The organism is Geminocystis sp. CENA526 (assembly GCF_050753365.1).
GTDB lineage: Bacteria > Cyanobacteriota > Cyanobacteriia > Cyanobacteriales > Cyanobacteriaceae > Geminocystis.
On sequence record NZ_JBLZFY010000031.1, the window covers coordinates 23136 to 42174 of the forward strand.

Genomic DNA, 19039 nt, shown 5'->3' on the forward strand with positions numbered 1-19039 from the left:
TGAATTAATTAATCAAAATTTAGCTAATTTTATGCGCACGATCGAAGAAATTAACGAGAAAATTCTTGACAAAAAAGCCAATGTCTGCACGATCGAAGAATTGAAAGCAAAAGTAAAAAAACTAGGTATAAAGAAAACTTATGAAAAAGTTGATGTAATTTGTACGGGTACATTTGAACCGATGGAATCATCGGGGGCGATTTTGAACTTAGGACATACTGATCCCCCCATAAAAATTAGGGAATGTTGGCTAGATGGAGTACCAGCTTACGCAGGATTTGGAGCAGTGGACTTGTATTTGGGTGCTACCGCCCACACCAGTTATAATCCCGTTCATGATCATGATAATTCGCCCCTCCCCGAAAAAGGTGGTTCTCATGTCATCGAAAATCTTATTGCTGGTAAATCCGTTACTGTAAAAGCTATTGGACAAGTTACGGACTGTTATCCCCGTGCCTCTTTTGAATCTTCCATCTCGATCGAGACAATTAATCAGTTTTACTTATACAACCCTCGTAATTTATACCAAAATTTCATCGTCGGAGTGAATGGAGGCGATCGACAGTTATATACTTATTTAGGGCCACTGTTACCCCGTTTAGGTAACGCTGTTTATAGTAGTATCGGTGCTATGTCTCCTTTGTTAAATGATCCCAATTTAGAAGTAGTGGGTATTGGTACTAAAATATTCTTAGGCGGTGCGCAGGGGATGATTGTGTGGGAGGGTACACAACATTTTCCCTTACAAAAAAGATTGCCCAATGATACACCCATAGGGCCCGCTTCGACTTTAGCCTTGATAGGCGATGCCAAAAAAATGTCCCCTGAATGGGTAAGGGGTTGCTATTTCAAAAATTATGGTCCATCCTTAATGTTAGGGGTTGGTATTCCCTTCCCTGTCTTGAGTGAAAAAATTATTGAGCGTTGTGCTGTGCAGGATGAAGATATTGTCGCCCCCGTAGTGGATTTTTCTATTCCTAGACGAGTGCGCCCTAGTTTTGGATTGGTTAACTATGCCCAGTTGAAACACGGTAAAATCAAAATCGAAGGGCAAACTGTAAGAGTAGCTTCTGTGGCTAGTATGTATTTGAGTAATAAAGTTGCACAAACTCTCAAACAATGGATTGAAGAAGGTAATTTTACTTTATCAGAAGCGGTTGCTCCTCTACCCCTCGATCGAACTTTTGTCTCCCAAGACGGGGTAATATGATAGGTAATGAGTAATAGGTAATAGGTAATAGTTTTGGAGTTATTATCTCAACGTGTAATGAATTATACGTCTAATAGCGATCGTTAAATAAATTGGTTCTTCTACTTTGAGTATGATAAATTATGTCTAAAAAAAGGTGTCAGGTATCAGGTCGCAGGTGTTAGGTTAAATTAAAATTGTCAATCTATAACATCTGCATTTTTAAAATCATAAACCTATTATATATAAACGATTTTAAGGATTATTTACTACTAAAATATCATAACTACTGTAGAAGAGCCAATAAATTTAACTCAATTTATATAAAAAATATCATGGTTTCTCATAATAATATATAGCAATTTTCTTACTATAAAAAAAGGCTAGATTCCATGTCAATTATACCAACTAGATCAAATTTTGATAATGAAAAAATCCTGTTATTTAAGTGCATATAAATCCCGTGTGTAACCTAAAGCAAAACGCCATGAGTTAGCAATGTTTTTATTAGAAAAACCCATGAAGATTATTAACGCTAAAATCGCCATGATGATTGTCATGCCAAACAGAAAACGATAACCAAAGTCTAGCACCAAACTCCCTAAAACAGGTCCTCCTAAGGCTACTCCCACATCAAAACCACTGACACAAATAGCAAATACTTTTCCCCTCTCCGTTGGCTGACATCGATCGGATATTAATGCTAGGATAATGGGTACTAACATCCCTGCCCCCAAACCTTGCAATAAGGCGGAAAATAATAACATATTGCTACTATTGGCAAAGGTTAACAAAACCATTGATAACATATAGCAAAGGATGCTCATACTAATAAAAATACCTCTACCATATCTATCCGATGAACCACCTGAAATAAATCTTACTAAAAAAGATGCGATGGCAGAGATAGTATAAAACAAGCCGACATTAAACTTAATCTCGATTTCCCTTAAGTAAAGGGGTAAAAATGTCACCAATGCCCCGAATAAAGTACCAATGAGTAATAAAATTATAGTTGGTACTAAAAAAGAGGGATGAAAAATAATCTCTTTAAAACTTCTATCTTGGGTTCGATCGAACTCATAAACAGGTTTAGTAGGATAATTCTTAGGGAAAGACTCAAATTCCCGAATTTGTAAGGCTAAAACCACCGCTAAAAATCCACAAAAAGCGGAAATAGCAAATAATACCTCATAGCTAGTAGCTTCCTGTAAAAAACCCCCTAAAGCGGGTCCAAAAGCCATACCAATCGGCACAGCTAAACTCATATAACCTATTAATTCTCCCCTTTGTTTCGGGGGAGACAAATCCACCACTAACGCACTATAACCCGTAGTAAAAGCCGCAATACTCACCCCGTGAAAAGCTCGAATTACCATCAATTCTGGAATGGTATCTAATAATAAGTAGCCCAAAGGTGCTAAAGTCACTACCATAGTACCAATAACGATAACAACTTTTCGACTAGGATAGTCCACTAATTTTCCGATAACTTGACGACAAATATCTACTAAAATATTCGTTATCTTGGCACTGATGCCTATACCTCGAATTAACTTGGTTAACCCCTCATCCGCTAGTTTTCCTAACCATACCCTCGACAATAATAAACCAATGGCAAAACATCCCATTACATAACCAACTTGCTTCGCAGTAGCACCCATGTCTTGAATATAAGCAGGTAAAACTGGTAATAAAGAGGTTGTACTTGTCCAAAAAAATAAAGCACAGAAAAACAGTATCCCCAAATTGATTAATTTCGTTTTTTCGATACTTTGCAAGGTTTTCAAAAAATTCACGGCAATCTTGTTACAAAACTTTATATTCTATTGTAGATATTTTTCGATCGCTTTATCGTAAATAAGCGGTAATAAATACTAGATAATTCTTAATTTTTAATTCTTAATTCTTACGATCGAGTATCATAACAAACGAGTATATGATTAATTATTATGGTTCTTACGGAAATTAATACTAAAGAAAGTTATATTAAGGGTTTTCAAGCGTTATCTGATAGTCTGAGAATCGAAGTCTTAGAATTATTGAGCAGTAGAGAGTTATGTGTCTGTGAACTTACTGAAATTTTAGATATTCCTCAATCCAAGTTATCTTTTCACCTCAAAACTTTACGGGAGGCGAATCTAGTTAATACTCGTCAGCAAGGAAAATGGACTTACTATAGTTTAAATCTTCCTAATATGGTGGCTTTAGAACAATATTTATCTCAGTTTAGACGATCGATCGTTTCTATTCCTAGTCGTATTTGCACAGACTAGATTTTTCCATTGAAGATGATTTTATCACTATAGAACAGGCATCTTGCTTGTTTTTCTGGAGAAGTCTTAATTCTTAATTTCTAATTCTTATTGTTAATCGATCGAGAATCACAGATAATGTCAAATATTGATTATCAAAAACAGTAACTATGACTACAGATCCAGTAACAGTAATGAAACAAGAAGTAGGCAAAGCCGCCGCTTCTAAAGTAAAGTCTAACACGATCGTGGGATTGGGTACAGGTTCAACTACTGCCTATGCCATTCAATATATCGGAGAAAGACTAGCCAACGGTGAGTTAACTAATATTGTGGGTGTACCGACTTCCTTTCAAGCGGAAGTATTAGCCAAAAAATACGGCATTCCTTTAACTACCCTCGATGCGATCGATCATATAGATGTAGCTATTGATGGTGCAGATGAAGTTGATCCTCACAAAAACTTAATTAAGGGGGGAGGCGCTGCGCATACGAGAGAAAAAGTTGTCGATAGTTTAGCAGAACAATTTATTGTGGTGGTGGATAGTGGTAAATTAGTTGATCAGTTAGGTTCGACTTTTTTGTTACCTGTGGAAGTTATCCCTATGGCAGTTACTCCCGTTATGCGCCAATTAGCAGAGTTAGGAGGTAAACCTGAGTTGAGAATGGGTATCAGAAAAGCTGGTCCTGTGGTGACGGATCAAGGTAATCTAGTTATTGATGTTAAGTTCGATCGAATTGATAATCCCTCAGAATTGGAAATGAAAATCAATAATTTACCGGGGGTGTTAGAAAACGGTTTATTTGTAGGGGTAGCCGATGTGATACTCGTGGGAGAAATTATTGACGGTAAACCCTCCGTTAGAGAAATTTAAGCACTTTTCCCTTTTCCCTTTTCCCTTTTCCCTTCTCCCTACCTTCATCAAAAAACTATGAGTCAATCTCTATTTATATATTTTCCCTATTAATTCACCTTTTTTCATTTGTGACTCATATTGATTAATATTCTCTAATAAAGTGGCTAATTCGACTTGTTTTTCCAAAAATTCCGTATAGGAAACAAGATTACTTAATCCGTTGACTAAATTTTTGAGGTTTCTGCGAAATTCGGGATCGCCTGTAAATTCTTCGATTTCTGATGTAATTTTTGCCGTATTAGCGAAGGTAACTCTAGCAGAATCGAGGGTTTGTTGTAAGGTAGCTAAATTAGTGGGGTTGTTTAATTCTTCAGAAAGGGCGAGAAGATTATTGCTAATTTTATTTAGGTTTTCGGTACTGGTTTCGAGATTTTTCGCTATTTTTTCTACATCGGCGTTATTGTTAACCCTAGTGATTAATTGATCTGCATTTTTGGCTAATTCACTCACACTTCTGGTAGTGTCACTAAAACTGGCGATGGCACTACTTAAATTCGATCGATTATCATTGATAACTTGATTAAGGTTACTGGTAAGGGTGGTAATTTCGGCGGGAAGACTGCGATAATCTTCACTTAAAAGTTTAACTTGTTCTCCTGTAATTTCTGCCGTACGAGAAAAAGAATCGGCGGTACGAGAAAAAGCCTGTGCCGTATTGCCTACTTCGTTGGCAGCTTCGGAAATGGAAGCTAAATCTTTTTGAGCAGTTATAGTAAACTCTGACATTTGATCGGTTAATTTGGCAACTTTTTCTCCTGCCTTATTCATATTAATTACAGCTTCACTGATACTATCAAATAAATCATCATCGTCAAATCGATCGGCTAGACGGCTTAAACTCTCTACTAAGTCTGGACTAGCTTTACCATTTATGGTTTCTCTGTTACAAAGAATTAATTGTTGAGTTGTGCATTCTTCACTTAAAGGGCTAATTTGTTTCGCTTCCTCTGTCAATTCAGCTTGAGGAATTAAATTAACACTAACATCTCCTAATAAACCCGATCGAGTGGTGGAAACCCGAACATCTGAAGGAATCTGTAAACCGTCACTAATTTCCGTGATTACTTCTACCCCATTGCTACTAGGTTTAATGGTGACAATTCTACCCACTCCCACACCCCGAAAAAAAACTCTACCCCCTTCTCTTAATCCTCCAGCGTTTTCAAAAAATAATGTTAATTGGTAGCTATTATCTTGAAATTTATGCCCTCTCAAAAAAAAGATGATACCCCCAAAAACCGCTAAACCTACCAAAATAAATAAACCTACCGAACCTTCTCTAAATAATCTCGATCGCATAACATACCTTCCCGTAAGAATTTACACTAAATAATCTTAGCTCACTCCTATATCTTTTTTTGCATCTCTTCCCCTTCTTCCCCTTCTTCCCCTTCTTCCCCCTCTCATCTTCATCAGTTTTATGAGTGTCAAACTAAGGTTATTTAATTGGTCCTTGAGTACTAGCACTAAAAAATTGCCTAACCAAAGGATTATCTGTTGTATCAATCTCTTTTATATCACCTTCCCATTGAAATTTACCTTCATACAAAAAAACTAATCTTTTTCCCGTACGGCGAATGGTACTATTTTGATGACTTACCATGACATAGGCATTAGAATCCGAAAAACTCTCTTGTAAATGCCCTACTAAATCTTCTACCACTGTGGAAGCAATGGGATCGAGTCCCGCCGTTGGTTCATCATATAATATTACCTCTGGACGTTGTTCTGGTTTATCAGGATTGAAAATAATTGCTCTGGCAAAACTAACTCTTTTACGCATCCCTCCTGATAATTCCGCAGGATAAAGATTCGCAGTAATCGGTGATAAACCTACCATTTCTAAGGTTCGATCGACAATTTGGGCAATTTGTTTACGGGGTAATCCAGAATGTTCATATAAAGAAAAACCGACATTTTCTCTCACCGTCAAAGAATCAAATAATGCCGCCTGTTGAAATACCATGCTAATAGTCATTATATCTTGATGATCTTCGATTAAACCATGTCTTTTTTCTCCTTTGATATAAATTTCCCCCTCATCGGGTTCGGTTAAACCAGCAATTAGCCTTAAAATAGTCGATTTTCCCGTGCCACTAGGACCTACAATAACTAAAGCATCATTAGGATAAATTTTTAAATCAGCATGATCTAAAATTACCCTACTTCCAAAGGCTTTACAAACTCCTTTTAATTCAATAATTGGCTCATCCATTTTTCTTTTTTCCTTGTCATTGCGAGGCACGAAGCAATCTCTAAAAAATTTAGTTTCAAATAATTTATAGTATTATGTTTTTCTCGTCATTACGAGCCATGAAGCAATCTAAAGCAATCTCATCCTCATTAAGTGATAATAAAGCAATATTAAGATGACTTCGAGGGAAATAAGAAAATTCAATTCCATAGAATTTTGAGATAAATAATCCCCTCATCATGACAACTTTTATTTTTCCTTTTTATTCCCCTAATAGATTTTATGTTTATTTCCTCCACTGATGCTCTTTATTTACTCAAGTCCAACTCTGATGAAGATATATCTTATCTCAAAACTAAAGCCGATCGAACTCGTCAAGAACAAAAAGGAGAAACCGTAACTTATGTTATCAATAGAAACATCAATTTTACCAATATTTGTGAGCAACATTGTAGCTTTTGTGCCTTTAGACGAGATGCCGAAGAAGAAGGCTCATTTTGGCTTAATTTAGAAGATATTTTGGCTAAGTGTCAGGGTGCGATCGAAAAAAATGCCACAGAAATTTGTATGCAAGGAGGATTAAATCCTCAAGCTAAAATCAACGGTAGCAGTTTGCAATATTATCTTAAATTAGTAACAGGGATAAAAAATAATTTTCCTGAATTACATTTACACGCTTTTTCTCCTCAAGAAGTGCAATTTATCGCTAGAGAAGACGGTTTAACCTACTCTGATGTTATTTTAGCCTTTAAAGATCATGGAGTGGGTTCAATGCCGGGTACTGCGGCTGAAATCTTAGATGATAACGTCAGAAAAATTATTTGTCCCGAAAAACTCAACTCTGACACTTGGTTAGAAATCGTCTCCACCGCCCATAGTTTAGGAATGCCCACTACTAGCACTATGTTATCAGGACATATTGAAACTCCAGAGCAACAAATATTACATTTAAGTAAGGTTCGATCGATACAAGAAAAAGCCTTAGAAAAGAACTATCCTGCTAGAATTACAGAATTTATTTTACTTCCTTTTGTGGGAGAACAAGCCCCAAAACCCTTAAGAAATCGTGTCGGCAGAGATCAACCTGATTTACGATCGAGTTTAATCTTAACCGCCGTTGCCCGTTTATTTTTAGGGGATGTCATCCCAAATCATCAACCTAGTTGGGTAAAATTGGGCTTAAAAGGGGCATTAGAGGCTTTGCAATGGGGATGTAACGATATTGGGGGAACTCTCATGGAAGAGCATATTACCACCATGGCAGGGGCGAAAGGAGGCACTTGCTTAGACGAGGATACCATTAAAAACGCCATTGTTTCGATCGATCGACCTTACCAGCAACGAGACACCCTTTATCTTCTGAGGGAAAATTTGAAATAATTTCAGCTCAAATGGGTGGGCAATGCCCACCCTACAATTATACGTCTAGTTGAGTTAAGTTTAATCTCGGTCCATGGGTTTCGATAAATTCCCGACGTGGTGCAACTCGATCGCCCATTAATACGGTGAAAATATGATCAGCTTGAGCAGCATCCTCAATTTCTACCCGTTTCATCATACGGGTTTCGGGATTCATGGTAGTATCCCAAAGTTGTTGAGGCATCATCTCCCCTAAACCTTTAAATCGTTGAATATTATAGTTAGCATTGGCAGGAAACTCCGCAATCTTTTGTTGTAATTCTCGATCGCTATAGCAATAATAATGATTTTTGCCTCTTTCTAATTTATATAATGGAGGACAAGCAATGTAAATATAGCCTTCTTCTACCAACTGTCTTTGATAACGATAGAAGAATGTTAATAAAAGAGTACGGATGTGTGCGCCATCCACATCAGCGTCAGTCATAATTACAATATGATGATAACGTAGTTGACTAGGATCAAATTCATCCCCTCGAATACCTAAACCCAAGGCTGTAATTAAGGATTGAATCTCGTTATTTTTATAGATTTTTGCATCATCAGTTTTTTCGATATTGAGGATTTTACCACGCAAAGGCAAAATAGCTTGGAAACGTCGATCGCGCCCTTGTTTTGCACTACCACCTGCACTATCTCCCTCTACAAGAAATATCTCTGATTCAGAAGGATCACGAGAGCTACAATCTGCTAATTTACCCGGTAGGGGTGAGGATTCTAACACGGATTTACGGCGCACTAATTCTCTGGCACGTCTAGCGGCATCGGCGGCTTTAAAGGCTTGAATGGCTTTATCAATGACACTATCCGCTACTTGGGGATTACGCTCTAAATAATCGTTTAAAACTTCTCCCACTAAAGAGTCCACAATACTTCTAACTTCGGAGTTACCTAATTTTGTCTTAGTTTGTCCTTCAAATTCAGGCTCTGGAACTTTCACCGAGATTACAGCCGTTAAACCTTCTCTAACGTTTTCTCCCCCTAAATTCGGCTCGTTTTCTTTGATTTTATTGCGTTTACGAGCAATGCTATTAACAGTACGGGTTAAGACGGTTTTTAAGCCTTCTAAATGTGTACCCCCGTCCACGGTTCTGATATTATTAGCAAATCCTAAAATAGTATCACTGTAGGAATCCACACACCATTGAAAGGCAACTTCCACTTGTACAGCGTTTTTCTCTCCTTCTACATAAATAATATCTTGATGCAGAGGCTCTTTTTCTTTTGTCATGTAGGTAACATATTCTTTGATACCCCCTTCATAACAGTAGGTTTCGATGCGTTCTGGTATAACTCGTTTATCGCTAAAAGTAATTTTTACTCCTGCGTTGAGGTAAGCTAATTCTCTGAGTCGCCCTGAGAGGGTATTATAATCAAATTCTGTGGTTTCGGTGAAAATTTGGTTATCGGGTAGAAAACTAATAGATGTACCTGTAGCATGATTTGGATCAGGTTTTGCGATTAATTCAGTGACGGCATTACCTCTTTCGTAGCGTTGGGTGTGAATATTGCCTTTGCGCCATACTGTTACTTGTACCCATTCAGAAAGGGCGTTAACTACGGAAATACCAACTCCGTGTAAACCTCCTGATACTTTATAGCCACCGCCTCCGAATTTTCCCCCTGCGTGAAGCACTGTCATTACGGTTTCTAAGGCTGATTTGTTGGTGGAGGGGTGAATATCTGTAGGGATACCTCTACCATCATCGGTGACGGAGACTGAACCATCTGCGTTAAGTTCTACTTCAATATGACTACAGTGACCAGCTAAAGCCTCATCGATCGAATTATCAACAACTTCATAAACTAGATGATGCAATCCCCTAGGTCCTGTAGTTCCAATGTACATACCCGGACGCTTTCTCACAGGTTCTAAGCCTTCTAAGACTTGAATTTGCTCTGCACCGTAGTTTGTTGTCTGTTTTTCTGTACTCATATATGTATAATTCCTCTGTTTAAGGCTTTATTTTAGTTTTTTTGCCCTTAAATGATCTTTTTATCAAGAACGATCGTTCTTAACAGTTTAGCACGATTTAAACTATCTCTCAAGAAATATTCTTAAGTTAAAATCTTTTATCTAATCCTGCTTGTTTGCAAATTTGATTAGCTGTAATTCGATCGAAAATGTTATGCCTTTTGACGGGAATAGTAATTTCATCATTGGTGTAAATAAGTTTTGCTGAAAAAGTATTTTGATGAGGGGAGGTGTTAGGTGTTAGGTATTAGGTATTAGGTTAAAGATAGGTTATTTAACTTCTAATTCTTATTTTATTTTTTTCGACAATCCATAAAGTTTGATTAACAGTTTCTTTTTGTAACAATGGGATAATTTTTTCAAAAATAGGTAGTAAATATAATTTATCTTGACGGGATGCTCTCAAGACAATAATGCCGGGGTAATTTTGAGGAGGATAAGCCCGAATATCAGCAAAATCTAAATCTAATGTAACTAAAATACGGTTTTCTTGTTGACAAACTTCAATAATATTTTCATCAGGTTTTCCACAAAGATTTTCTTCTTTAACAGTTTCAGCATTATATCCTTGCGATCGTAATAATTCGGCAAATTCTACGGGTAAATTTTCGTCTATTTTAAATTTCATGAATTATGCTGTTAATAAAATAACACGCTCACGGGCTAATTGTGCACCATAAGCAAGGGTTGCGAAGATGTCTTCTTGAGACAAAGAAGGATAACTTTTAAGAATTTCAGGAATAGTAACACCAACTGCTAAATTATCTAAAATAACAGACACCATAATCCGTGTATCTTTAATACAGGCTTTTCCATGACAAATATTTTGATCAATTACAATTCTTTCTTGCCAATTCATTACTTTTAATCACTATAATCGTTTATTTTTCTATATTTTATCAGACAAAATCTCGATCGAACTTTCTACCTTAATCGAACCTTGTCTAATGGTAACTTTATAAAATATATTTAAGTTAAAATCTTTTATCTAATCCTGCTTGTTTGCAAATTTGATTAGCTGTAATTCGATCGAAAATGTTATGCCTTTTGACGGGAATAGTAATTTCATCATTGGTGTAAATAGAATGATTGCCTCCTTCTCTTCTTTTTACCGACATTAGGCAACCTCAATGGATAAACTTTCGATAATGTTATTCTCATTTAAGGGAATGGGTTTTTCCAACTGTTGATAGGCTAAAATCATTTCCTTTAAAGCATCTTCGAGCATCAAACGACATTCTGCTAGATTTTTTCCTTCGGTAATGACTTCTTGGCATTCTATAATTTGTCCCATATATCCAGATGGAATTTTTGTATATTTAGCCGTGTATTTATATTTCATAAGCTCACTTTTTGATCCTATTTAATCGATATTTATGAGTGGATAAGAGATAATGAAGTAATGATTAAAGGAATTTTTGTTTAAACTCACATTGTGCATATATCAATTTATCTTCATATCCACATAAAGATTACTTTAGATTTGCCCTAGCATCCATTACCGCTAACACAAAACAAACGATCGTTAAGGGAATACTTAAAGCTAAAATAATTGAGGTATTCATTTGTCCTAATTGGGGCATACCTGAGCTTAACTCAAATATCGAACCAACACAAGCGATCGCAGCTATAGAAGAAAGGAGTAGTAATAAACCACTCTTAGGAGTCATGTACATAAGTATTTAAAATATTTTTGATGGCATTATTTATTTCAACATTATTAGCACGATCGAGAACAATTAACAATATTTTCGAGATAAAAGAATAATGATTTAAACTTGAATCAAGTTGATTGCTTAATATATTGCAATAGGAAAAAAAAGCGTAGTATCAATAAATTTTAAAGTATAAATCATTGTGAATATAATTTTATCCTCAGTTTTACCCGTAGCCTTAATAATTCTCATGGGTTATGTGGCAAACAAAATTCTAAAATTAGATCAATCAACATTATCTCAGATTAGTGTTTATATCCTCGCTCCAGCTTTAGTTATTGATAGCTTTTATCGCACTACCATCTCCACAGAAGCCGCCTTGAGATTACTATTAGGATATATTTTAACGACCTCAATTATCTATGGTGCAGTCTTAATTATTAGTCGATGCCTAAAATTATCCACTGACGATGATAAAGCATTATTCGCCATTAGTTTATGTCCTAATAATGGGAATATGGGATTATCTATCATTGCTTTTTCTTTGGGTAACGAAGGCTTAGAAAGAGCCGTAATTTATATGATTTTTTCTAGTATGGTTTTATTTGGACTCTTACCCGTGATGTTAAAGGGTGATAGCTTAATCATTACCCTAAAATCTATGTGGCAATTACCCTTAATTTGGTCTATGATTATCGGTATTATTCTACATCTGACAGATATAACATTACCTTTTAATCTTGGTAAAAGTGTGGAGTGGTTAGGTATTTCTTCTATTCCCATTGCGTTAATTATTTTGGGAATGCAGTTAAGTAAAACGAAATTTGAGTTTGGGATGACTGAGTTTTATGCTACGATCGGACGACTTGCGATCGCACCGATAATAGCTTATGGTATAGGGATATTAGTTGGTTTAGAAGGATTAGATTTAAAAGTATTAACTTTACAAACCGCCATGCCAACGGCAGTTAATGCGGTAGTAATGGTAAAGGAATTTGGAGGCAATGCCGTCATGGTGGCAAGAACAATTATTATTTCTACATTAGCTAGTTTTGCCACTTTACCTTTCATTATTTGGTTAGTCACTGATGTTACCTGAATAACTTACAACCGCAATTAGCTTTTAAAAATTAACTTAAAAAATACAGGCAAGATGCCTGTTTTACGTTAAAATTGTCCTAATAATTTAACTTCAGGATGTAACAAAATTGAGCATTTTTCTTGTACTTGTTCTTGTACATGGTTAATTAAGGTAAAAATATCCCTAGCGGTAGCATTTCCTGAGTTGATGATAAAATTTGCGTGGCGATGGGCAACTTGAGCGCCTCCAATTTGATAACCTTTTAAGCCAATATTTTCAATTAACCATCCTGCCGCTTGGGGATAAGGATTGCGAAACACACTACCACAACTAGGCTTATCGTAAGGTTGGGTACTTTTTCTCATGCGGAAATTTTGGGTGGTAATCTCTAGCATTGTTTCCCTATCCACATCGGGGGTTAAGGCTAAAGTCGCTTTTAACACTAAGGCTTTTTCTTTTTGTAATCTCGACGATCGATAGTTATACTCTAAATCATCTTTAGAGAGAATTTCCATACTACCGTCTCCGTAAACTACCACAGCATTAATTAAAATATCAGACATTGAGCCTTTATGCGCCCCAGCATTCATTACCACCGCACCGCCAATAGTGCCGGGGATGCCTACCGCCCAATCTAAGCCTTGCCAACCACGTTTAGCGGCTTTCCATGCCAGTTTTGGCAAGGGGTATCCGGCACCGACTGTGATGGTATTATTTTCTTCGTTAACCTCACACTCTTTAAGATACTTGGTATTTAAGACTAATCCTTCTACTCCTTTGTCACTGACGAGTAAATTTGAGCCTCCTCCCATGCAAGTAAAGGGAATTTGTTGTTTTTCTATCCATTCAAATACCGCTTGAATCTCATCCCAAGATTTAGGCTCAACATACCATTGTGCGTTACCGCCCACTCGGTAGGAAGTGTAATTAGATAAAGCGACAGAGTGATGAATGTGGCATTCGGTGCCGGGTAAACAGATGCTTTTCATAGTGATAATTTATATAAATGATTATAAATGATAAGGAAGAATTGAAGAATGAAAAATGAAGAATGAAGAATTAAAGGTGTTAATCAATAACACGCCGTGTAATAAATTACACATCTAACAAAATCACGTTCAATAAATTGAACTCTAAATTGTTTAAGGAGTTAATATTATTCATTACTCATTCCTCATTCCTCATTACTCATTACTCATTACTCATTCCTCATTCCCGTTTAGGCTACTTGAGGTAGATTAACGGTATTTAGTTTTACTAATTGAGGAATAATTTGATTAAGATTTCCTGCACCTAAAAATAAGGTTAAGTCGTCGGGTTGTAAAAAGTCGGCTAAAAATTCTGTCATAGTAGATAGGTTCGGATGATAGTAAACTCGATCGTGATATTCTTTCATCTTAGTTACTAAAGTTTCTCCCGTAACCCCTTGATTATTGGTTTCTCCTGCACTATAAACATCCGTAAGAATCACGATGTCGGCTTCGGTAAAACATTGGGCAAATTCTTCTAAAAAAGTAGCAGTGCGACTATAACGGTGAGGTTGAAAGATGGCGACTAATCTTTTTGCTTGGTATTGAGGTAATCTCGATCGAGCCCCTTGTAAGGTACAACGAATTTCGCTAGGATGGTGAGCATAATCGTCAATTAATGTGCCTCCTTTATAAGTACCTTTGTTCTCAAATCTTCTTTTTGCTCCTTCAAAAGTACTTAAGGCTTGGGCAATGTCATCAAATTCTAGTCCTAATTTACGTCCTAAAGCAATAGAGGCTAAAGCATTACTAACGTTATGATTTCCAGACAATAAAAGAGAAATTGTACCTAATAAATGACCATTTTCCCAGATTTGGGCTTCACTACCGAAGGGATGATGAACAATATTTTTGGCGATATAGTTTGCTGAAGAATCGTCTTTTAGACTATAAGTCACATCTGCCTTAATATATTTTGCCACGACAGGACAATCCACACAAGCGATGATAGTTTCAGTTTGTGCCGAAAATTCTTGAAAAATATGAACTAATTGCTCTAAAGATTGATAATGATCAGGATGATCTAATTCTATATTAGTAATAATACCAAATTGGGGATGATGTTTGACCAAAGAACCATCGGATTCATCGGCTTCCGCCACTAAATAGGAACTTGTACCTAAACGAGCATTTCCTTTCCATGCACTTACTTCTCCCCCTATAATAACGGTAGGGTCTAAACCACATTGTAAAAGCATATAAGCAATTAAACTGCTGGTAGTAGTTTTGCCGTGCGTTCCCGCTACTGCTATACTGTTGTAATCTTTAATTAAAGCGGCTAATAAATCCGAGCGGTGATAGATAGGATAGCCTTTTTCAATGGCACTTTTATATTCACAATTACTGTTATTAATGGCGGTAGAACAAACGATTTGAGGAACATAGTTACTACTTAAGTTCGCATCAGGAAGGTTGTTTTTTAAATACCTATTTTTGTTTAATTGCTCAAAATTTTCTGCGGTTTGGGAGGTAAAAATAGTTGCCCCTACCCTTTCTAATCTTTCCGTTATATGACTTGTACGAATATCCGAACCTGAAACGGGTAAATCTCTTTTGGCTAAAATATAGGCTAAAGCAGACATTCCAATGCCTCCGATGCCAATAAAATGAAAAGGTTTACCCTGCAAATCTATTTCTTTCATAGTTATATTCTCCTGCACACCAAAATAAGTAGTAACTATAATTTAGTTTTAATGATATACTGATTTTTGTAAATCATACCAGCATTGTTGTTTTTATTTTCGATCGAACTATAGTAAATTTGTTTAAAAATCTCATTAATATTTTTTCACCATTAAATTTTTTTTGTTTATATCTGATTTACATATTTCTGGTTTTGTTTTCCCCTTAAAAAATAAAGGCTTAATATAACATATATAGACACTGTAAAAAAGTTAATCAATAAACTAAGACGCATTTAACTTACAGTTTTTATTAACAAGGGGTTTAAACCCCTTGCCCATGAATTCATCGTTTACCTGTTGCCTTTTGCCTTTTGCCTACCTCTATCAGTAAACTTAAATGCAAACTAGCTTAGTATGATTGATACAAATGTTTTAGAGTCAGATTTAACCAAATGTAATCAAAGATTAAAAACTTATCCTTTTGATCCTCGAATGTATATTTATCGAGGTATGATTTATTTTAAGTTAATTCGATTAGAAGAATCTTTACGGGATTTTAATAAGGCAGAGGAGTTAAACCCTCAATTGACTCCTTATCTTTGGCAGAGGGGTATCACCTATTATTATTTGCAAAAATACGCTAAAGCCGCACGGCAGTTTGAAGTGGATTTAAGTATTAATTCTTTAGATATAGAAGAAACTATTTGGTATTACCTTTCGATCGCCCAGTTAGAGGATGCACAGTCAGCAAGAAATAGTTTATTACCCGTGAAACCCGACGCTCGATCGTTTATGACCTCAATATACCGACTTTTTGCAGGTAAAGCAACCATACAAACCATCATTAATAATGCCAATACCAAGGATATAAGAGAGATGTTTTATCTAAATCTTTATATCGGTTTATATTATGAAGCCCAAAGAGAAAAGAGTAAATCTTGGTTTTATATGGATAAAGCTATCTCCTACAAAATTGATGATTATATGTGGTATCTTGCTTGTGTGCATCAACAAATTAGAGTTTAAACATTCACGTTTGGAAAGGTAAGTTAAAATAAAACTAAAAAGAGTAGCCATCGACTACTCTGAATAATTTATAGGAATTACGCACCTCTAACGATATTCTGTCATTCCGAGAGTAGCGAAGGAATCTCAATCCTTTGATTTTTGCGGCAAGTGTGTAACTTCTAATTTACATAAAACTTAAGGACATTTTATCATGACACAAACCGTTGAAGTTAGTTTAGTTGACATACTCAATAAGCTAGACGTAAAAATAGATAAGTTAGATAGTAAAATTAACGTATTAGAAGATAAACTAGATAGTAAAATTAACGTATTAGAAGATAAACTAGATAGTAAAATTGACGCATTAGACGACAAACTAAACAGCAAAATTGACTTATTAGAAGATAAACTGAACGGCAAAATTGACGGATTAGAAGATAAACTGAACGGCAAAATTGACAAGCTAGAAACATCTATAAACAACCGTCTTAATACCTTAACCATAGGGTTTTTAGGTATTTTTGGAGTTTTAACAGGTGGTATCTTAGCTATCCTTAGCAAAGTGGTATTTTTTCCTAATCTCTAAAAATTCAAAGTAGCTTGAAATATAACTACTTTTTAACACTTCAAATCATTAAAAATTTATCATATTCAAAGTTGAACAACCAAGATTATTTTTAAGCCATGAATACTAATATCACACTAACTATCGAAAATGGCGATCGTCTTAACAGTATTGAGTTTGAAAAACTCTCCCATACAATCCCTGAAAACATCAAAACAGAATTAATCAATGGAGTTGTTTATATGGCTGCAGCGTTAAGATACGAAGGACATGGTTTACCCCATAGCTTAATTATTACTTGGTTAGGCTTTTATATGGCAAATACTTTCGGAGTAGAGTTAGCAGATAATGCGACTATCAGATTAGACTTAGACAATCAACCTCAACCCGATGCTTTGCTGAGAATCAAAAAAGGTGGGCAATCGAGAGTTAGCAAAGATGATTATATCGAAGGCGCACCAGAATTAATTGTGGAAATCGCAGGTTCAACGGCTTCTTATGACTTACATGATAAGCTACAGGTTTATCGTCGTCACGGAGTGAAGGAATATATTGTTTGGCAGGTATATAGCCGTAAAATAGATTGGTTTTATCTCCATGAAGGAAAGTATCTTACCTTTGAGCCTGATTCTGAGGGATTAATTGAAAGTCAGGTTTTCCCCGCATTGGTTTTAGCCGTCGATTCTCTTTTGGAGTATGATTTAGCGAAAGTTTTATCGATTTTACAAAAGCACTTAAACTCAGATAGACATTCGGCGTTTGTGCAAAAACTTAATCTTAACAACTAGATTTTATCTGAAAAGAAGGGATTGCTTCGTGCCTCGCAATGACGAAAATAGAAAAAATAACTAATAATTCTCAATTCATGGGATTTACGCACCTCTAATGAAATGATATTCTGTCATTCCGAGAGTAGCGAAGGAATCTCAACCCCTTGATTTTTGGTACATATGTCTAACTTCTCATTTATTTGTTTGGGTTTTAAGTATAAATTTTCTAAGACAACTCCTGCACCTGCCACCCAAGGGGGGGCGATTAATGCCCCAAGAATGCCTAATACTTGCACTCCTCCTAATACTGCTAATAGTTGGTATAGGGGTTGTATTTTAACACTTGAACCCACTAAAAGAGGATCGAGTACATAGGTTTCTACATTTTGAATGATGACAAAAAGCAGTAATACCCACCAAAACGTCCAGCCTCCTGATGCGATCGCAACTATCAAGGCGGGAATTGAGCCTAAAACGGGTCCAAAAAAGGGAATTAAGTTGGTAAAACCTGCAATAACGCCTAATCCCAAAGCAAATTCCGTGATACCGATAAATTTTAAGCCGATGGTAATGGCTACTCCTAAAATCAAGGAAACAAGAATCCTACCCTGTATATATTTTCCCATTCGATCGCTCACGATAGGGAATTGAGCTTCTAAACGAGCATCCCAAGGGGAAGGAAAAAGGCTCACAAAATCTTTGATTAATTTAGTTGAACCTGCTAACATATACCCTGAAAAGATGATGGAGAGAAGGACGTTTAACACTCCTCCCACAATACCTTTAGTAACACCTAAAGAACTTACAATCAATTTTTGACTCCATTTTACAGCCCATGCCGTTAAGCCTTGTAAATCTAACCATTGATCAATTAAGTTTAAGGCTTTTGGTTCGGTAATACCAAAACGAATGATTAAAGATTGGGCTAAAGTTGTGATGATGTCTAAATAAGTAGGTAATTTTTGTAATAATCTTTGAATTTGAGTAATTACAGTTGGTCCGATAATTAATCCTGCTTCGGTAATTATCAGCAAAATTAATAAATAGGCTAATATCACCCCTAACCATCGAGGAATCCGCATTTTTTCCCCTATATCGACTATGGGGGCTAAAGTTGCCGCTAACACCGAAGAAATCATCAAAATTACCAACAAACTTCTAAGTTGCCATAGCAAAATTATTAGCAAGATAGTGACGCTTACTAATGCAATAGTACCCACAGAAATGGAGATCGATCGTTTTAATTCGTTCATGTATAGCTAGGGATGATGAAAAAGTATTTTGAGGGGGTAGGTATCACCTGAGTTCGATATAAAATGATGAAGATAAGAGGGGGAAGAGGGGGAAGAGGGGGAAGA

At 36.0% G+C, this 19039-nt stretch carries 20 protein-coding genes; 8 read left to right on the forward strand and 12 right to left on the reverse strand.

Annotated elements, in window-relative coordinates:
• The first annotated feature begins 31 nt into the window (after window positions 1-31).
• Complete coding sequence (locus ACN4EE_RS10555) at window positions 32-1210, forward strand: homocysteine biosynthesis protein (RefSeq protein WP_431706427.1); 1179 nt, start codon at window positions 32-34, stop codon at window positions 1208-1210.
• Between the two features lie 419 nt (window positions 1211-1629).
• On the opposite strand, the gene ACN4EE_RS10560 is transcribed toward ACN4EE_RS10555, so the two are convergent.
• Complete coding sequence (locus ACN4EE_RS10560) at window positions 1630-2988, reverse strand: MFS transporter (RefSeq protein ID WP_431706408.1); 1359 nt, start codon at window positions 2986-2988, stop codon at window positions 1630-1632.
• 153 nt (window positions 2989-3141) lie between these two features.
• Here ACN4EE_RS10560 and ACN4EE_RS10565 point away from each other — a divergent pair, with 153 nt between their 5' ends.
• Together ACN4EE_RS10565 and rpiA are read left to right on the forward strand one after the other, a co-directional pair.
• Window positions 3142-3465: an ArsR/SmtB family transcription factor gene (locus tag ACN4EE_RS10565; protein ID WP_431706409.1), complete on the forward strand. Its 324-nt coding sequence runs from the start codon at window positions 3142-3144 to the stop codon at window positions 3463-3465.
• A gap of 149 nt (window positions 3466-3614) precedes the next feature.
• The gene (gene rpiA, locus ACN4EE_RS10570; RefSeq protein WP_431706410.1) at window positions 3615-4319 is read left to right on the forward strand and encodes a ribose-5-phosphate isomerase RpiA; all 705 of its coding nucleotides are present in this window, start codon (window positions 3615-3617) and stop codon (window positions 4317-4319) included.
• Window positions 4320-4388: 69 nt separating this feature from the next.
• Here the strand turns inward: rpiA and ACN4EE_RS10575 are convergent, their stop codons facing one another.
• On the reverse strand, window positions 4389-5660 hold the full coding sequence (locus ACN4EE_RS10575; protein ID WP_431706411.1) for an MlaD family protein: 1272 nt from the start codon (window positions 5658-5660) through the stop codon (window positions 4389-4391).
• A 139-nt stretch (window positions 5661-5799) separates the two neighbouring features.
• Window positions 5800-6576: an ABC transporter ATP-binding protein gene (locus ACN4EE_RS10580; RefSeq protein ID WP_431706412.1), complete on the reverse strand. Its 777-nt coding sequence runs from the start codon at window positions 6574-6576 to the stop codon at window positions 5800-5802.
• Between the two features lie 261 nt (window positions 6577-6837).
• Here ACN4EE_RS10580 and cofH point away from each other — a divergent pair, with 261 nt between their 5' ends.
• Complete coding sequence (cofH, locus tag ACN4EE_RS10585) at window positions 6838-7935, forward strand: 7,8-didemethyl-8-hydroxy-5-deazariboflavin synthase subunit CofH (RefSeq protein WP_431706413.1); 1098 nt, start codon at window positions 6838-6840, stop codon at window positions 7933-7935.
• Between the two features lie 37 nt (window positions 7936-7972).
• Here cofH and gyrB read toward each other — a convergent pair whose 3' ends face one another.
• The 6 genes from gyrB to ACN4EE_RS10615 all read right to left on the reverse strand — a co-directional run bounded on the left by gyrB (window position 7973) and on the right by ACN4EE_RS10615 (window position 11619).
• Entirely contained in the window at window positions 7973-9910 is a 1938-nt protein-coding gene (gene gyrB, locus ACN4EE_RS10590; RefSeq protein ID WP_431706414.1) for a DNA topoisomerase (ATP-hydrolyzing) subunit B, read from the reverse strand.
• Window positions 9911-10223: 313 nt separating this feature from the next.
• Window positions 10224-10577 carry a DUF5615 family PIN-like protein gene (locus ACN4EE_RS10595; protein WP_431706415.1) on the reverse strand — a complete coding sequence of 118 codons (354 nt, stop codon included), beginning with the start codon at window positions 10575-10577 and terminating at the stop codon, window positions 10224-10226.
• Window positions 10578-10580: 3 nt separating this feature from the next.
• Window positions 10581-10808, reverse strand: a complete 228-nt coding sequence (locus ACN4EE_RS10600) for a DUF433 domain-containing protein (protein WP_431706416.1) — start codon at window positions 10806-10808, stop codon at window positions 10581-10583.
• A gap of 115 nt (window positions 10809-10923) precedes the next feature.
• A complete protein-coding gene (locus tag ACN4EE_RS10605) occupies window positions 10924-11067 on the reverse strand; it encodes a type II toxin-antitoxin system HicA family toxin (RefSeq protein ID WP_431706417.1) in 144 nt (47 codons plus the stop codon).
• The gene (locus tag ACN4EE_RS10610) at window positions 11067-11291 is read right to left on the reverse strand and encodes a type II toxin-antitoxin system HicB family antitoxin (RefSeq protein ID WP_431706418.1); all 225 of its coding nucleotides are present in this window, start codon (window positions 11289-11291) and stop codon (window positions 11067-11069) included. Before ACN4EE_RS10610 ends, ACN4EE_RS10605 begins: the two co-directional genes overlap by 1 nt.
• Before the next feature lie 130 nt (window positions 11292-11421).
• Window positions 11422-11619, reverse strand: coding sequence for a hypothetical protein (locus ACN4EE_RS10615; RefSeq protein WP_431706419.1), 198 nt, complete (start codon window positions 11617-11619; stop codon window positions 11422-11424).
• Between the two features lie 187 nt (window positions 11620-11806).
• Between ACN4EE_RS10615 and ACN4EE_RS10620 the strand changes: the two genes are divergently transcribed.
• Window positions 11807-12703, forward strand: a complete 897-nt coding sequence (locus ACN4EE_RS10620) for an AEC family transporter (RefSeq protein WP_431706420.1) — start codon at window positions 11807-11809, stop codon at window positions 12701-12703.
• A 68-nt stretch (window positions 12704-12771) separates the two neighbouring features.
• On the opposite strand, the gene murB is transcribed toward ACN4EE_RS10620, so the two are convergent.
• Entirely contained in the window at window positions 12772-13674 is a 903-nt protein-coding gene (murB, locus tag ACN4EE_RS10625; protein WP_431706421.1) for a UDP-N-acetylmuramate dehydrogenase, read from the reverse strand.
• A gap of 230 nt (window positions 13675-13904) precedes the next feature.
• A complete protein-coding gene (gene murC / locus ACN4EE_RS10630) occupies window positions 13905-15356 on the reverse strand; it encodes a UDP-N-acetylmuramate--L-alanine ligase (RefSeq protein WP_431706422.1) in 1452 nt (483 codons plus the stop codon).
• 396 nt (window positions 15357-15752) lie between these two features.
• Here murC and ACN4EE_RS10635 point away from each other — a divergent pair, with 396 nt between their 5' ends.
• The 3 genes from ACN4EE_RS10635 to ACN4EE_RS10645 all read left to right on the forward strand — a co-directional run bounded on the left by ACN4EE_RS10635 (window position 15753) and on the right by ACN4EE_RS10645 (window position 17699).
• Window positions 15753-16364, forward strand: a complete 612-nt coding sequence (locus ACN4EE_RS10635) for a tetratricopeptide repeat protein (protein WP_431706423.1) — start codon at window positions 15753-15755, stop codon at window positions 16362-16364.
• Between the two features lie 193 nt (window positions 16365-16557).
• Window positions 16558-16932: a coiled-coil domain-containing protein gene (locus ACN4EE_RS10640; RefSeq protein ID WP_431706424.1), complete on the forward strand. Its 375-nt coding sequence runs from the start codon at window positions 16558-16560 to the stop codon at window positions 16930-16932.
• Between the two features lie 98 nt (window positions 16933-17030).
• Window positions 17031-17699, forward strand: coding sequence for a Uma2 family endonuclease (locus ACN4EE_RS10645; protein ID WP_431706425.1), 669 nt, complete (start codon window positions 17031-17033; stop codon window positions 17697-17699).
• 113 nt (window positions 17700-17812) lie between these two features.
• On the opposite strand, the gene ACN4EE_RS10650 is transcribed toward ACN4EE_RS10645, so the two are convergent.
• Window positions 17813-18934 (reverse strand): AI-2E family transporter, encoded by a 1122-nt coding sequence (locus ACN4EE_RS10650; protein ID WP_431706426.1) that lies wholly within the window; start codon window positions 18932-18934, stop codon window positions 17813-17815.
• Between the last annotated feature and the right edge of the window lie 105 nt (window positions 18935-19039).

What these genes read in the sequence shown, in the direction of transcription:
- ACN4EE_RS10555 (WP_431706427.1), top strand. Translation starts at nt 32, where the DNA reads ATGCGCACGATCGAAGAAATTAACGAGAAAATTCTTGACAAAAAAGCC.
- ACN4EE_RS10565 (WP_431706409.1), top strand. Translation starts at nt 3,142, where the DNA reads ATGGTTCTTACGGAAATTAATACTAAAGAAAGTTATATTAAGGGTTTT.
- rpiA (WP_431706410.1), top strand. Translation starts at nt 3,615, where the DNA reads ATGACTACAGATCCAGTAACAGTAATGAAACAAGAAGTAGGCAAAGCC.
- ACN4EE_RS10575 (WP_431706411.1), bottom strand. Translation starts at nt 5,660, where the DNA reads ATGCGATCGAGATTATTTAGAGAAGGTTCGGTAGGTTTATTTATTTTG.
- ACN4EE_RS10580 (WP_431706412.1), bottom strand. Translation starts at nt 6,576, where the DNA reads ATGGATGAGCCAATTATTGAATTAAAAGGAGTTTGTAAAGCCTTTGGA.
- cofH (WP_431706413.1), top strand. Translation starts at nt 6,838, where the DNA reads ATGTTTATTTCCTCCACTGATGCTCTTTATTTACTCAAGTCCAACTCT.
- gyrB (WP_431706414.1), bottom strand. Translation starts at nt 9,910, where the DNA reads ATGAGTACAGAAAAACAGACAACAAACTACGGTGCAGAGCAAATTCAA.
- ACN4EE_RS10595 (WP_431706415.1), bottom strand. Translation starts at nt 10,577, where the DNA reads ATGAAATTTAAAATAGACGAAAATTTACCCGTAGAATTTGCCGAATTA.
- ACN4EE_RS10600 (WP_431706416.1), bottom strand. Translation starts at nt 10,808, where the DNA reads ATGAATTGGCAAGAAAGAATTGTAATTGATCAAAATATTTGTCATGGA.
- ACN4EE_RS10605 (WP_431706417.1), bottom strand. Translation starts at nt 11,067, where the DNA reads ATGTCGGTAAAAAGAAGAGAAGGAGGCAATCATTCTATTTACACCAAT.
- ACN4EE_RS10610 (WP_431706418.1), bottom strand. Translation starts at nt 11,291, where the DNA reads ATGAAATATAAATACACGGCTAAATATACAAAAATTCCATCTGGATAT.
- ACN4EE_RS10615 (WP_431706419.1), bottom strand. Translation starts at nt 11,619, where the DNA reads ATGACTCCTAAGAGTGGTTTATTACTACTCCTTTCTTCTATAGCTGCG.
- murB (WP_431706421.1), bottom strand. Translation starts at nt 13,674, where the DNA reads ATGAAAAGCATCTGTTTACCCGGCACCGAATGCCACATTCATCACTCT.
- murC (WP_431706422.1), bottom strand. Translation starts at nt 15,356, where the DNA reads ATGAAAGAAATAGATTTGCAGGGTAAACCTTTTCATTTTATTGGCATC.
- ACN4EE_RS10635 (WP_431706423.1), top strand. Translation starts at nt 15,753, where the DNA reads ATGATTGATACAAATGTTTTAGAGTCAGATTTAACCAAATGTAATCAA.
- ACN4EE_RS10640 (WP_431706424.1), top strand. Translation starts at nt 16,558, where the DNA reads ATGACACAAACCGTTGAAGTTAGTTTAGTTGACATACTCAATAAGCTA.
- ACN4EE_RS10645 (WP_431706425.1), top strand. Translation starts at nt 17,031, where the DNA reads ATGAATACTAATATCACACTAACTATCGAAAATGGCGATCGTCTTAAC.
- ACN4EE_RS10650 (WP_431706426.1), bottom strand. Translation starts at nt 18,934, where the DNA reads ATGAACGAATTAAAACGATCGATCTCCATTTCTGTGGGTACTATTGCA.